Raw genomic sequence first — 14182 nt, 5'->3', positions numbered from 1 at the left:
CGGCAGGCTTCAGCGGTCGGCGACGGCGCGGTTGATGACGGTTGCGGCGAACCCCCGGCCGGCTAAAAAACGGCAGGCCTTCTGGCGGCGTTTCCATGGATCGCCTTCCCGACCCAGGTGGGACGTCCTTTTTTCCAACATGCGCCGGGCGCTGATCACCTGGGTCTCCTCGTCACCGCAGCGAACCAACGCCTGTTCGATCAATGCATCGTCCAGCCCTTTCTGCCTGAGGGTCTGGCGAACCCGCAGGGGACCATATCCGCTTTCGACCAGATGCCCGGCAATGATCGCAGCGGTTTTGGCATCGTCCAGATACCCCAGCTCCCGGCATCGTGCCAGGGCACCGTCAATGGCGACACCGTCAAACCCCTTTTGCCGAAGCTTGACCGCCAACTCCTTGCAGGTATGGTCCCGTCGGGCCAGGATCCGAAAAGCGCTGTCCAGAGCACTGGCACTCGCCTTGACTCGGCGGCTATCATGTTGTCGGGAATCATGTTCTTTCATGGAATCGACGAATCCCGCCCGGATCAGGTCTGCAGCAGACTCTGGCCGGTCATCTGCACCGGTTGATCCAGGCCCATCAGCTCCAGGAGGGTGGGAGCGACATCACCCAATCGGCCTTCCCGGAGCCGGGCTGCCTTTCGGCTGTCGTCCACCAGCAGCAGGCGAACCGGATTGGTTGTGTGGGCCGTAAACGGTTTGCCGTCGGAATCGGCCATCTTTTCAGAGTTGCCGTGATCGGCAGTTACCAGAGCCACGCCATCCTGCTCCTGAAGCTTGTTTATTACTTTTTCCAGGCAGCGGTCCACGGTTTCGCAGGCCTTGACGGCGGCGGTCATCACGCCGCTATGCCCGACCATGTCCATGTTGGCGAAATTGAGCACAATGAAGTCGTATCTTCCCGAATCCAGCCGGGCGACCACTTCGTCGGCCACCTGGGGGGCGCTCATTTCCGGTTTCTGGTCATAGGTGGCCACATCCCGGGGAGAAGGAATCAGGCAACGCTCCTCGTTTTCAAACGGCGTTTCTTCACCGCCATTGAAAAAGTAGGTAACATGGGCGTACTTTTCGGTTTCGGCGATGCGCAGCTGGCAAAGCCCCCGGCGGCTCAGGACTTCTCCGAGAATCATCTCCAGGTGAACGGGGCCAAAGGCCACGGGCAGGTCGAATCCCTCGTCGTAAAGGGTCATGGTCGTGTATCCGGAAAGCTCCGGAACCACCCGGCGCTCGAATCCATCAAACCGTTTTTCGGTAAATGCCCGCGTGATCTCCCGGGCGCGGTCCGCACGGAAGTTAAAGAAGATGATGCCGTCGCCGTCCTTCACCGTTCCCACCGGTTGGCCGCTTTCGTCGACCATTACCACCGGCTGGACGAATTCATCGGTCTCACCACGACGGTAGGCGGTTTTTACGGCGGCCACCGGATCGGTTTCCGATCGGCCAAAGCCTTCGGAATAGAGCCGGTAGGCTTTTTCCACCCGATCCCATCGTTTATCCCGGTCCATGGCATAGTAGCGGCCGCAGACGGATGCCACCGCGCCGTTGCCGATGGCCTGGATGTGATCCTGCAGCTGATTCAGATAGTTCACGCCGCCGTCCGGCGGTGTATCCCGGCCGTCGAGGATGGCATGGACGAAGACCGTGGACAGCCCCTTCCGCAGGGCCATATCCAGCAGAGCCAAAAGATGGGTGAGCTGGCTGTGCACACCGCCATCGGACAACAGGCCCATCAGGTGCAGTGCCTTACCACGGTCAGCCACCTTATCCATGATGGCACCCAGCGATTCATTTTTAAAGAAGGAGCCGTCTTCGATTGACTTGTCGATACGAACCAGGTCCTGGTAGACGACACGTCCGGCCCCGATGTTCATGTGTCCCACCTCGCTGTTGCCCATGATGCCGGTGGGCAGCCCCACATCCTGACCTGAGCAGCGCAGTTGTGTCGATGGGTACCTGGATTGAAGCCGGTCCAGGAAAGGCGTGTCGGCCATCAGGACGGCATTGGTGGGTTCGTCGGCGCCGATTCCCCACCCGTCGAGGATGATCAGCATGTGTGTTTTTTTATTCATTTTCTTTCCCCCAATGATTCAGTCAATTAATGTCCGTATGGCGTAACATTGGCTATTCGATGAATACCGACTCATCCACATCCGTATCGTCATCCGGATAATCGACCACTTGGTTCATGCTTTCCGTCTGGATACGCCGGGCATCCGACCACAACCCCTCCAGATTGTAAAAACTGCGCGTGCTTTCGTAAAAAACGTGGATCACTACGTGCCCGTAGTCCATAAGCACCCAATGGCCCTCTTTGAGGCCGTCGACACTGAGGGGCTTGATTCCCTGTTTTTTCAGATCCCGCTGGATGTGCTCGGCGATGGCGCTTACCTGACGGTTGGAGGTTCCGTGGCAGATGAGAAAGGCGTCCGCCAGGCTGGTGAGGTGACGAACGTCCAGGAGGACCGGAGCCCTGGCTTTTTTCCCCAAAGCCGATTTGACGAAAATATCCAGTTCAGCGTCAGTGGTATCTGTCATCGATAAAGTTCCTTTTGTTCAATATAATCGTTTACCGCCGCTGGAACAAGGTGGCCAACGGCTTTTCCTGCCCGGATGAGTTCCCTTACCTGGCTGGATGAGATGTTGACCGGTGTTGTCGGCAGCAGATGGATGCACTTTCCGTCGGGATGCCGCCAGCAGCTCTGTGCTTCAATATACCGGTAATCGTCCGACAACCGGGAACGGATATAGTCGGCCAGTCGGTCGACCTCTCCGCCGGATTGCATCCGATCGTCCATCGACCGGGTCACCACAACCGGCTGGACCGTTTCCAACAGCCTCCGCCAGCTTTTCCAGGTATGGATCTCCAGAAAGGCATCCATGCCCATGATCTGAAACAGGGTGGCACCGGGAATGATCCGTGTGCAGAAATGGTCCACCGTGTCGATGGTGTAGGATGGTCCGCTGCGCTGGATTTCGACATCGGACAGGCAGTAGCGGGCATCTGTGGGCAGGGCCAGTTGGATCATCCGTACCCTCAGGGACGCCGGTGCCAGGTATGCAGGAAATTTATGGGGAGGTACCCGGCAGGGAACGATGTAAAGGCGATCCAGAGAAAATAGCTGGAGAACCCGATCGGCTGCCATGAGGTGCCCCTTGTGGATCGGATTGAAGGTACCGCCGAAAAGTCCTGCTCGCATGGATTTTTCCAGTGCCTGGCTTTTCCCGATGGGTCCTGAGGCTACTCCCGAATCTGGCCGTCGCCCAGAACCACGAATTTCCGGGTGGTCAATTCCTCGAGCCCCATGGGACCGAAGGCGTGCAGTTTGGATGTGCTGATGCCCATTTCGGCGCCCAGGCCCAGCTGGCCGCCGTCATTGAACCGGGTTGAAGCGTTGACCAGAACCACCGAGGCATCCACATCCCGGACAAACCGGTGGGCCCGGCGGTAATCGCTCGTGATAATGGCCTCCGTGTGATTCGATCCGTATCGGGCGATGTGGGCCATGGCATCTTCCATGTTCGCGACCACTTTAACTGCCAGGATCAAATCCAGGTACTCTGCGGGCCAGTCCGCGTCGGTGGCGGGAGTGATGCCGGGAAGGATGGCGCAGGTCTTCGGACATCCCCGAAGCTCCACGCCCGCCGATTCGAATCGGCGGGCCATGGCCGGGAGGAAATCACGGGCCACCTGTTCATGGACCAGCAGCGTTTCCATGGCGTTGCACACACCGGGTCGCTGCACCTTGGCGTTAAAACTGATCCCTTCGGCCATCTGAAGGTCGGCCGTGTGGTCCACAAAAACATGGCAGACACCTTTGTAGTGCTTGAGCACGGGGATTCTGGAGTTCTCCACCACAAACCGGATCAGCCCCTCACCGCCCCGGGGAATGATCAGGTCAACAAAATCCTCCTGGGCCAGCAGAACGTTGATCGCCGTGCGGTCTTCCATGGGAACCACCTGGGCGGCCTGTGCCGGCAATCCGACCGATTCCAGGGCCTGGCCGATAATGCCGGCGAGGGCCCTGTTGGAATGCAGCGCCTCGGAACCGCCCCTCAATATGACGGCGTTGCCGGACTTCAGACATAACCCGGCGGCATCGATGGTGACGTTGGGCCGCGACTCATAGATGATGCCGATTACTCCCAGCGGGATACGCATTTTCGACACCCGGAGTCCGTTGGGCCGCACACGGGTCTCCCCCATGGTGCCCACCGGATCGGCGTATGCGGCCACTTCCCGGATACCACCGGCCATGGCGGCAATGGTTTCCCCCGTGACGGTGAGCCGGTCCACCATGGCACCGGAAAGGCCCGCATCCCCAGCCCGCTCAAGGTCTTTGCGGTTTTCCTGAAAAATAGTCTCCGCCTGCTGTTCCAAAAGGTCGGCCATGTTCGTCAGGGCCTGGTTCTTTTGGGCCGTTGCGCAGCGGCTGATCACGCCGGCAGCCTGCTTGGCGTCGCGGGCCATTTGCCGGATTATTCGATCGATATCCATGGCATTTCCTCCGGGAATGGGTTGGAGATCAGGCGGCTTCCGGGTCCCCGGTGATGACCAGATTGTCCCGATGAATCACTTCATCATAAGTTTTCTGGCCCAGACGGGCTTTGATCTGACTGGTCCTGAGCCCCATGATGGTTCGGATCTCTTCGGCATTGTAATTCACCAGCCCATTGCCGATCGTTTGTCGTTCTACAGTGACCACGGCCACCGCTGCACCTACAGGGAACTGCCCCTGCACATCGACAATGCCGCTGGGCAACAGACTTTTCCCGTTGTTCAGCAGCGCCCTGGCGGCCCCGGCATCCACCGTGAGGGTGCCCTGGGGGTTGACCGTGTAACCGATCCAGCATTTCTTGCGGTTCAGCTTTTGCTGCCGTGGCACGAAGAACGTGCCATGTGCCTCTCCGGCCGCCAGGCGAATCAGGATATCCGGCCGGTAGCCTTTGGCAATCACCATAGGTATTCCCGATGCGGTGACTTTGCGGGCTGCTTTGATTTTACTCAGCATCCCCCCCGTTCCCAGAGCGCCGGGAATATCCCCGGCGTACTTCTCGATGCTCCTGCTGTAGGTGGCCACCCGGGGGATGAGCCGGGCATCCGGGCAGACCCGGGGATCCTTGTCGTACAGGCCGTCGATATCGGTGAGGTTGATAAAAATGTCTGCGTCCAGCAGCAGGGCAATCATGGCAGCCAGATTGTCGTTGTCACCCAGTTTGATCTCTTCCACCATGATGGTGTCGTTCTCATTGATGATCGGCACGACCTGCCATTCGAGCAGGGTGTTCATGGTATTTCTGGCATTCAGGTATCGCTTCCGGCTGGTAAGATCGTCGCTGGTGAGAAGGATCTGGGCCACCTTGCGTTCAAATCGGGCAAAGGCTTTCTCCCACTCCCGGATGAGGCCCGCCTGACCGATGGCGGAAATGGCCTGACGCTTGGGGATGGCTTCGGGCCGCTTGGAAAAACCCATTTTTTTCATTCCCGAGGCCATGGCCCCCGAAGAAACGAGAATGATCTGAAGGCCCTGGTCCAGAAGCCGGCAAATCTGGCTGCTGATGGACGAAATAACATCGATATTCAGTCCGGATCGGGCGGTCAGCACATTGCTGCCCACTTTCACCACGGCCCGCTGAATAGGGTCAGTCTTTTTCTTCCGATTCGGTTTCATCGAGTTGATCCAGCATGTTACACAAGGTTGCGGTCAACAGATCGAGGCCCTTGCCGGTGGCGGCGGACATCTGCATCAGGTCTCCCTTGCCGAACGCTTCCTTGAAAAATGTGGCCGCATCTTCCGCCCAGTCCACATCCATTTTATTCAACACCACCAGCTGCGGTTTTTCGGCGAGGGCCGGGCTGTACTGGCGCAACTCCCGGTTGACCGTATCGAGGTCTTTGAGTGGGTGGTCCGGATCGATGGCTGCGGCATCCACCAGGTGCAGGAGGATTCGTGTCCGCTCCACATGGCGCAGAAAACGGATACCAAGGCCGGTACCGGTGTGGGCGCCCTCGATCAGTCCGGGGATATCGGCAATGATGAAGGGCTCCCGCCGGTTCGTTCGAACCACGCCTAAATTCGGTGTCAGGGTGGTAAAGGGGTAATCGGCGATCTTGGGCCGGGCCGAAGACAGGGCCGAAACCAGCGTCGATTTGCCGGCGTTGGGTAGACCCACGATCCCCACATCGGCCAGCAATTTCAATTCCAGCCGCAGGTTCAGGGTCTGTCCCGGTTCTCCCGGTTGCGCAAAGCGGGGCGTCCGGTTGGTCGATGATTTGAACCGTGCATTTCCCAACCCCCCCCGGCCTCCTGCTGCAACAACAAAGACCTCGTCGAGGTCGACGAGGTCTTTTAGAAGGTCTCCGGTATCAGCGTCGATCACCAGGGTGCCGGGCGGCAGTTCGATGATCAGATCGTCGCCGCCTTTGCCGGCCCGATTGTTTCCCTGACCGCCGGACCCGTTTTTGGCCTTGTAAAGCTTTTGAAACTGAAGGTGGTACAGGGTCCGTTTTTTGGTGGTCGCTTTGAAAATAACATCTCCGCCGCGTCCTCCGTCACCCCCGTCCGGACCGCCCTTGGGGATATATTTTTCCCGCCGTAAGCTTACGCATCCGGCACCGCCCTTGCCCGACTGGACGGTAATGCGCGCTTCATCAATGAATTTCACGCCGCATAAACGCTGACCTGTTTACGGTCTCGGCCTTTTCTTTCATAGGTGACCACACCGTCGATCAGGGCAAAAAGGGTAAAGTCCTTGCCGATTCCCACATTGACGCCGGGATGGATTCGGGTGCCGACCTGGCGAACCAGGATGTTGCCGGCAAGAACCTCCTGGCCGCCAAAGCGTTTGATCCCCCGACGCTGGGAATTACTGTCTCGACCGTTTTTCGAACTGCCGGCTGCTTTTTTGTGTGCCATGGTTTCCTCCTCAATAACAAAAGGGCGCCGAGCGGACCTACCAATTATTCGGCAACCCTTGCAGGTGTTTCGGAAAAAGAATTACGCCTCGATACGATCGATACGAACGGCCGTGAACGGCTGACGATGACCCTGTTTGCGGCGATACCGTTTTCTGCGCTTGAATTTGAAAACAAGGATTTTCTTGCTCTTGCCCTGGGCCACAATCTGGCCGTGGACCGTTACCCCGTCAACATCGGGTTGGCCGATCTTGACATTTTCGCCATCGGAAAATATAAGGATATTGTCGAAAGCGATCGGTGACCCGATGTCACCGGCGAGCTTCTCAACCCTGAGGACATCACCTTCCTCGACCTTATATTGTTTACCGCCTGTGGCAACCACTGCGTACATGTTTCCGCCCTCCTGTAAAAACCGATTCCTTCGTCATGAATTCAAAAAATAAGAAATATTAAACTTTCCCACACCGTTGTCAAGAAAAAACTGCTCGACCATCGGAATGGGAAAAGTTATGGACAATGGCAGTTAAATCCTTATAGTGTCTGCCCATTATCCTATTGCCGTTGCCAAGGATCCGAATGGATTTTTCGATTTTCTGCTGACAGGAAAAGGTGTGAACGGTCAACGTCGAAACATTACTATCGTAGAAAACGGGCGGAAAAGACCCGAGTCCTTGGTTTTAATCGGAGAGGAACCCCTCTCCATCCGGGTCCAGGGGGCTCCCTATGCCGTTGTCATGCGTACCCCGGGCAGCGAAAAAGCCCACGTGGCCGGTTTTTGCCTCGGAGAGGGCATCGTTGACCATCCCCCGGACATCACCAATATTGCCTTCTGCGACGGGGAAGACACCAATGTCGTCACCGTCACGCTCACCCCTGCGCGGCGGACACAGGTTGCCAAGCATCTGGATCGACGGACCTATATCAGCCAGACTTCCTGCGGCATCTGCGGTAAATCCATCGTCGCCGATCTGGTCCAGGCCCTTTCACCGGTGGCTGACGGGAAGCCGCTAAGCGGGAAAGGGGCTTTGGATCGCCTGCTCCGCCTGGATGACTACCAGCCGCTCCGGGACAAAACCCGCGCCGCCCATGGCGCCGCCATCTATGACCACGCGTTCAATCAGTTATCCGTTGCCGAAGACGTGGGCCGTCACAATGCCCTGGACAAGGCCATCGGGTCTCTCTTCCTCGACGGACGGCTGCCGCAGGCGCGGCTGCTGACCCTCTCTTCACGCATCAGCTACGAACTGGTCCAGAAAGCCGCACGGGCGAGGATTCCCGTCATCCTGGCCATTTCCCGGCCCACCGCCCTGGCCGTAGAGCTGGCCACGGCATTGAACATCACCCTGGCGTCCCTGGGAAAGGGCGACAGCCTCATGGTCTACTGCAACGCCCACCGTCTCGTCTGGCCGCGCTGAAAATTGCTTTCAAAGATGAAATCAGACCTGTCTTCACGGCTCAATCGTCCCCTGACCATCGGACGGACCACGATCGATCGCCGGCTGGTCCTGGCCCCCATGACATTGCTGGGCCATATCGCCTTTCGAGAGCTGCTGGCCGGTTTCGGCGGGTATGGCCTGCTCTTCGGCGAAATGTGCAGCGCCCGGCGGATTCCCCAGGAAGTCCGTACCGGCTCCGCCTATTTCGGCTGGCGGGAGGCGGAGCGACAACATCTGGTCATGCAGATCTTCGGCGCCGACCCAAGCGCCATGTCAACGGCGGCCCGCGTCATCGAGGAGAAGGGCCTGTTTGGGGTGGACCTGAACTTCGGCTGCTCGGTGGCCACAATCTGCAAACAACGGTGCGGAGCGGCCCTGCTCAAGACACCGGACCAGGCCGCTCGCATCGTCGAGGCGGTGCGCCGGGCCATATCCATCCCGCTGTTTGTCAAGTTTCGCACGGGGTGGACAGACGACCCGGCCATTCCGGTGGATCTGGCCCGGCGTTTCGCCTCGGCTGGCGCAGACGCCCTGACCTTTCACCCCCGGGTGGCCCCGGATCGACGTTCCCGCCCGCCCCGCTGGGATTATATCAAACGAGTCAAAAACGCGGTAACCATTCCGGTGTTCGGCAATGGAGACGTGTTCGATGAAACCGATTGCCTGCGAATGATGGAGACCACCGGTTGCGACGGCGTGGCCATCGGCAGGATGGCCATTGCACGCCCCTGGCTGATGGCCCAGATGGCCGGCATGCTGTCCCCCGATACCGGTATCTACCGGCGCACGGCCTTTGCCCTGCTGGACCTGATGGAGCGGCATTTCGATAACCGGCGGGCCCTGCGGCGATACAAGAAATTCGCCCTCTATTTCAGCGCCAATTTCAAATTCGCCCACAGTTTTTTCAAGCGGATTGGCCATGCTCCGGACCTGAAAGCCCTGAGGGGGGAGTTGGAGGCGTTTTTCAGCCGTGACCCGGAGACGATGGCACGGCCAAACATGAATTTTTTCCTGTAATCAGATTTTATTGGGCGGCATAGGTGGTGTATGCAAGCCGGACGATGGTGGCCGCCACGACCACCAGGAAAAACACGCGCACAAATCCCGTGCCTTTTTGAATCACAAGCCGGGACCCGAGAAAGGCCCCCAGCATCTGCCCCGCCCCCATCAGGAGGCCTGCAGAAACCACCACATTGTGTCCGAAAAAAAAAGCCCCTAAGGCCACCACATTGCTGGTAAAATTGAATATTTTTGTGTGGGCGGTGGCTTTTTTGAGGTTGAGTCCCAGCACCATCACCAGTGCAATGGCCCAGAAAGAGCCTGTTCCCGGACCGAAGAATCCGTCATAGAATCCCAATACGAGTCCGGCACAGCCAAAAAAGGCGGGGGCGGCCATCGACGGCAGGCGGTCCAGTTTGCCCAGTTCCGGAGAAAACAGGGTGTAGAGGAAAACGCCTGCTAAAAGAATCAGGATAATGTGCCGAAGGAAATCCGGGGAAAGCACCTGCACCGTCACGGTTCCGATCAACGCCCCTATGGCGGTGAAGACGACACCGGTGGGAATTTCCCGCAGGTTGACCAGCCCCTTACGGGAATAGTTTACGGCGGCCGTCAGGCTGCCGAAGGTCCCCTGGAGTTTGTTGGTGCCCAGGGCCAGGTGGGGCGGCATGCCGGTGGCAAGCAGTGCCGGCAGCGAGATGATCCCTCCGCCGCCGGCAATGGCGTCCACGAATCCGGAGAACAGGCCGGCCAGCCACAGAAGAAACAGGGTGGAAGAAGTCAACGGTTCCATATTTTACACGCAAGTTCCGTTTGGGATTTTATTTTGTGTGTGCCCACAAAACGTGGATGGTGTTCATACCGGGAAAGTCGACCACGGTCAACGCTATTGACGCGAAGCGCTTTCCATCACCTTGACTTTCCCTGATTCATCTGGTTAAAGTCCTGCCCGCATATCAAGGCGGCATCCAAATTTTGAAAAAGCGCTCCTCCCTCCCAACCGAGGCATATGAAATCAGACCGTGCAGTTGTCACCGGACGGGGAACCGTCAATGCCATCGCCAAAAATGTTAAGGAGTTTTCCACCGCCTTGAAGGCAGGTCTCTGCGGCATCGGCCCGGTGTCCCTGTTCGATACCGCCGATTACCGCACCCACACCGGGGCCCAGGTCAGGGATTTCGATCCCCGGCGGCATATTCCGGAAAACTACGCGTTAAAGCGCATGTCCCGGTCGGACTGCATGGCCATGGCGGCGACACTGGAAGCGCTGTCAGACGCGGGGTTGACACCTTTTCCTATAGAGCTTGCCGCCCATACCGGCGTGGTCCTCGGAGGCGGGGCCGGCGGCATGCTGGAGTGCGAACCGGTTTTTGCCGCCTACCTGGAAACCGGCGCCGACCGGCTGCCCGGTTCCCCTTTTGCCGCCTTTTCCTGCGCCTCGTCGGCGGACCACATTGCCACCCATCTGAAACTCATGGGTCCTAAAACCACATTCATGACCGCCTGCTCATCCGGTGCCACGGCCATTGGATACGCCCGGGATCTAATCCTGCAGGGGGCTGCCGATGTGGTGATCTGCGGCGGCACCGAACCCTTGTGCCGCATTACCTATTCGGCATTCAACGCCCTTCAGGCCGTGGATCCGGATTACTGCAAACCCTTCGACCGCCATCGGCAGGGACTGACCCTGGGCGAAGGGGCAGGAATATTGATCCTGGAGTCCCTGGGTCATGCCCTGAAACGGGGAGCCACGATCTACGGGGAAGTGCTCGGTTGCGGCATCAGCTGCGATGCCAGCCACATGACCGCCCCGGCCCCGAATGCAGCCGGGGCCGTGGATGCCATGACCGCCGCCCTGGACGATGCCGGCATCTCCCCGGAGGATGTGGACTATATCAACGCCCATGGCACGGCCACACCGGCCAACGACCGGATGGAGGTCCTGGGGATCAAAACCGTGTTCGGCAGAAGGGCACAAAGGATCCCGGTCAGTTCCACCAAATCCATGATCGGCCACACCTTGGGAGCTGCCGGAGCCATCGAAGCCGTGGCCTGCCTGCTGGCGATAGAGCACTGCTTCGTCCCACCGACCATTCACCATGAAACCCCTGAAGACGGATGCAACATAGACCTCGTACCCGGCGTTGCACGGGACGTGGTAGTTGACCGGGTGCTTTCCAACTCCTTTGCCTTCGGCGGGAATAACACCGCCCTGGTCTTCGGAAGATTTTCGGAAAACGGCGGTGGGAGGTGAGCCGGCGGGTGGTGGTTACCGGGATGGGACTGGTGACGCCATTGGGCATCGGTCGGACGGATTTCGCCAACACTCTTTTCGGCGGCATTGGCGGCATTCGCCCCATTGAGGGATTCGATACCACGCCCTTTAAATCTCATTTGGCCGGGGAAGTTCGCCATTTCTCACCCATGGATTTCATCTCCTCCCGGACCCTGCGGCGAATGGACCGTCTCTCCCAGATGGTCACCGCGTCGGCATGCATGGCTTTAGATGATGCCGGAATTGATCCCGACGGGTCAAAACGCAACCGCATCGGCATCGCCATGGGTACGGCCTTTGGTGCCACGGATGTGGCCACCCAGTATGCCGGCACCTTGTTTACCGAAGGCCCCCGTCGGGTCAATCCCATTTTAGTACCCAACACGGTGATGAACGCCCCGGCGGGCCATGCGGCCATCGAACTGGGGCTGCGGGGGATCAACACCACTGTGAACCACAGGGAAGCCTCGGCGGAAACGGCCATCGCTTACGCGGCCAGCCAGATCCGGCAGGGACGCGCCGACGTGGTGCTGGCCGGCGGCGGAGATATTCTCTCGCCTTTTTTTTTCACCATGCTGGAACGATTCATGGCCCTGTCTCCCCAAAATGACGCCGACGAGCAGGCACGCCCCTTCGACCGGAATCGCAACGGCCCGGTGGCGGGAGAAGGGGCAGGCCTGCTCTGCCTCGAGTCGCTTGAATCGGCCCGATCACGCCGGGCGGCCATTTATTGTGAAATCACCGGTTGGGGCCTGAGCGGCGCACCGGCGCCGGCCAACGACTGGCCCGACGACCCGGCCGGCCAGGTGCTGAGCCTGCAAAAAGCCATGGCCATGGCCGGCGTGGGTCCCGCCGACATCGACACGGTATCCGCGGCGGCCAGCGGCGGCGTCAGGTCCGATCGGCTGGAAGCCCGGGCGCTGGAACAGTGCTTCAAAGGCGTCCAGCCGCCGGCGGTGACAGCCGTCAAAGGAGCCACAGGAGAAAACTTTGCTTCCGGCGGCATCCGGGCGGCGGCCATGGCGCTGTCCATCCATGGCGGAATCGTACCGCCGACCTTAGGTCTTGCGTCCCCCATGATTGCCTTGGATGTGGTGAAAACGGCTGCTCGAGAGATGACCGTGAACCATGGATTGGTCAACGCCTGCGCATCCGGCGGCACCTTTGCCACACTGCTGTTCAGCAAGCATATTTAGTCGATCTTGAAAAAGTCATTTTATGACTATACCGGTTAAGGTATCTGATCTTTGATAAAATAGAAGTCGGAAGTAAAACTGGTACAAAAAATCTGCTGCCCAGCGCAGCAGTTTCCTAAAGTTCATTCCGGCTGCGCTTAAGATCGCATTGATGCAGTCGCCAAGGGTTCCTTTCAGGCGACATCGATCCATTCGATGTTCTTGTTTCAGGTGTCCAATGCCAGGCTCAACGGCCGCCCGACGCTTCATCCAGCGCCACAGGCTCTTGGCTGTTCTTCCTCGTCGTCGTTTGTCGACATGCACATCAACCTTGCCTGAGTATCCGTGACCGCGGTAGCCCATGTCCACGAACACATGCTCGGGGGGGTGGGCAATCTGTTCGACCTGCTTGAGGGCATCTTTTAACGTGTGGCCGTCATAAGGATTGCCGTGAACCGCCTTGGCACCGACGAACCAACCGCCACGGCTGGTGGCCGCTACACTGATTTTGCAGCCGAACTCGTAGCGCTTGTGCGCTTTACCTTTGCTAATGCATTCTACCGCCGGCTCATGAACACTGTAGATCTTATTCTTGTCTTTGCGCTGCTGGTGGAAAATGCGGGTGCCGATGGTAAGCAGTGATTTTAACGCTTCATCCGGATGCTGGGATTTTCTTTCAATGTCTCTGATCACCCGGCCCAGATAGGTTTTTAGTTTCCGGGTACACCGTCTGGCCCGTTTCATCTGGCGGGCATGCGCATAGCGGCTTTGCTGGGCTAAAAACTGCTTGGCGTTGCGATTGTAGTTTTGGCGAAGCGCAATGCCACGCTGCTTGGCGGCATCAACCAATTTTTGTCTGGCGCGATCATACAGGCGGGCGTCGGTGGGAAAACGAATATCTTTTTCCTGCACGGTCGTGTCCACGTTGACCCGTTTGAGCTGGTGGGGCTTGACCGCTTTGATCTTTAACCCGGCGGCAATGGTCTCTTTGAGCAGTTCTTCGGCTCCTGCTTCGCCGATGCGTTTGCGCCATCGGGACATGCTGGACGGATCGATCGGCGGATCGTGCTCGAAAAACTGCATGCCGCTCAGATACTGCCAGTAGGGGTTTTCTACCCATCCGGAAACGACATCGTCGTCACTGAGGTTGTATGAGAACTTCAGGTAGTGCAACGATACCATCAACCGGGTGCTGACACCTGGCCGACCGTTGTCCGGGCAGTAGGTTTGTCCGAACACCTCGTCCATGCGATCCCAATTGACCACTTTTGCTAGTTTTACTAGCCCATGTCCGGGATCGATGATTTTCGTGAGCTCAGGTCGGAACAGATCCCTTTGCCTGTTTTTGTGTGCAGATTGCTTGGGTTTCATGGCAGAAATT

15 protein-coding genes are annotated in these 14182 nt (G+C 58.4%); 4 read left to right on the top strand and 11 right to left on the bottom strand.

Annotated elements, in window-relative coordinates:
- Window positions 1-9 precede the first annotated feature (9 nt).
- The 9 genes from ACHZBS_RS14425 to rplU all read right to left on the bottom strand — a co-directional run bounded on the left by ACHZBS_RS14425 (window position 10) and on the right by rplU (window position 7307).
- Window positions 10-504, bottom strand: coding sequence for a regulatory protein RecX (locus tag ACHZBS_RS14425; protein WP_319407216.1), 495 nt, complete (start codon window positions 502-504; stop codon window positions 10-12).
- Between the two features lie 23 nt (window positions 505-527).
- Window positions 528-2069 carry a 2,3-bisphosphoglycerate-independent phosphoglycerate mutase gene (gene gpmI / locus ACHZBS_RS14420; protein WP_319407215.1) on the bottom strand — a complete coding sequence of 514 codons (1542 nt, stop codon included), beginning with the start codon at window positions 2067-2069 and terminating at the stop codon, window positions 528-530.
- A gap of 52 nt (window positions 2070-2121) precedes the next feature.
- Window positions 2122-2535 carry a ribosome silencing factor gene (rsfS, locus tag ACHZBS_RS14415; RefSeq protein ID WP_319407214.1) on the bottom strand — a complete coding sequence of 138 codons (414 nt, stop codon included), beginning with the start codon at window positions 2533-2535 and terminating at the stop codon, window positions 2122-2124.
- Complete coding sequence (gene nadD / locus ACHZBS_RS14410) at window positions 2532-3197, bottom strand: nicotinate (nicotinamide) nucleotide adenylyltransferase (protein WP_319407213.1); 666 nt, start codon at window positions 3195-3197, stop codon at window positions 2532-2534. The genes rsfS and nadD overlap by 4 nt, the downstream gene beginning before the upstream one ends.
- Before the next feature lie 41 nt (window positions 3198-3238).
- On the bottom strand, window positions 3239-4513 hold the full coding sequence (locus ACHZBS_RS14405) for a glutamate-5-semialdehyde dehydrogenase (protein WP_319409088.1): 1275 nt from the start codon (window positions 4511-4513) through the stop codon (window positions 3239-3241).
- A 10-nt stretch (window positions 4514-4523) separates the two neighbouring features.
- The gene (gene proB / locus ACHZBS_RS14400; RefSeq protein WP_319407212.1) at window positions 4524-5669 is read right to left on the bottom strand and encodes a glutamate 5-kinase; all 1146 of its coding nucleotides are present in this window, start codon (window positions 5667-5669) and stop codon (window positions 4524-4526) included.
- Window positions 5641-6663, bottom strand: coding sequence for a GTPase ObgE (obgE, locus tag ACHZBS_RS14395; protein ID WP_319407211.1), 1023 nt, complete (start codon window positions 6661-6663; stop codon window positions 5641-5643). The genes proB and obgE overlap by 29 nt, the downstream gene beginning before the upstream one ends.
- A complete protein-coding gene (gene rpmA / locus ACHZBS_RS14390; protein WP_319407210.1) occupies window positions 6660-6914 on the bottom strand; it encodes a 50S ribosomal protein L27 in 255 nt (84 codons plus the stop codon). The genes obgE and rpmA overlap by 4 nt, the downstream gene beginning before the upstream one ends.
- An 81-nt stretch (window positions 6915-6995) precedes the next feature.
- The gene (gene rplU, locus ACHZBS_RS14385; protein WP_319407209.1) at window positions 6996-7307 is read right to left on the bottom strand and encodes a 50S ribosomal protein L21; all 312 of its coding nucleotides are present in this window, start codon (window positions 7305-7307) and stop codon (window positions 6996-6998) included.
- Between the two features lie 220 nt (window positions 7308-7527).
- Between rplU and fdhD the strand changes: the two genes are divergently transcribed.
- Both fdhD and ACHZBS_RS14375 read left to right on the top strand, forming a co-directional pair.
- Complete coding sequence (gene fdhD / locus ACHZBS_RS14380; RefSeq protein ID WP_319407208.1) at window positions 7528-8331, top strand: formate dehydrogenase accessory sulfurtransferase FdhD; 804 nt, start codon at window positions 7528-7530, stop codon at window positions 8329-8331.
- A 15-nt stretch (window positions 8332-8346) separates the two neighbouring features.
- A complete protein-coding gene (locus tag ACHZBS_RS14375; protein WP_319407207.1) occupies window positions 8347-9369 on the top strand; it encodes a tRNA-dihydrouridine synthase family protein in 1023 nt (340 codons plus the stop codon).
- A 7-nt stretch (window positions 9370-9376) separates the two neighbouring features.
- Here ACHZBS_RS14375 and ACHZBS_RS14370 read toward each other — a convergent pair whose 3' ends face one another.
- On the bottom strand, window positions 9377-10144 hold the full coding sequence (locus ACHZBS_RS14370; protein ID WP_319407206.1) for a TSUP family transporter: 768 nt from the start codon (window positions 10142-10144) through the stop codon (window positions 9377-9379).
- A gap of 216 nt (window positions 10145-10360) precedes the next feature.
- Here ACHZBS_RS14370 and ACHZBS_RS14365 point away from each other — a divergent pair, with 216 nt between their 5' ends.
- Entirely contained in the window at window positions 10361-11605 is a 1245-nt protein-coding gene (locus ACHZBS_RS14365; RefSeq protein WP_319407205.1) for a beta-ketoacyl-[acyl-carrier-protein] synthase family protein, read from the top strand.
- Window positions 11602-12822, top strand: coding sequence for a beta-ketoacyl-[acyl-carrier-protein] synthase family protein (locus ACHZBS_RS14360; protein WP_319407204.1), 1221 nt, complete (start codon window positions 11602-11604; stop codon window positions 12820-12822). The genes ACHZBS_RS14365 and ACHZBS_RS14360 overlap by 4 nt, the downstream gene beginning before the upstream one ends.
- A 15-nt stretch (window positions 12823-12837) precedes the next feature.
- Here ACHZBS_RS14360 and ACHZBS_RS14355 read toward each other — a convergent pair whose 3' ends face one another.
- On the bottom strand, window positions 12838-14172 hold the full coding sequence (locus ACHZBS_RS14355; protein ID WP_319407203.1) for an IS5 family transposase: 1335 nt from the start codon (window positions 14170-14172) through the stop codon (window positions 12838-12840).
- Window positions 14173-14182: the final 10 nt, after the last annotated feature.

Origin of the sequence: uncultured Desulfosarcina sp., assembly GCF_963664155.2 — a bacterium.
Lineage (GTDB): Bacteria > Desulfobacterota > Desulfobacteria > Desulfobacterales > Desulfosarcinaceae > Desulfosarcina.
This window is presented reverse-complemented; position numbering and strand designations above follow the sequence as displayed.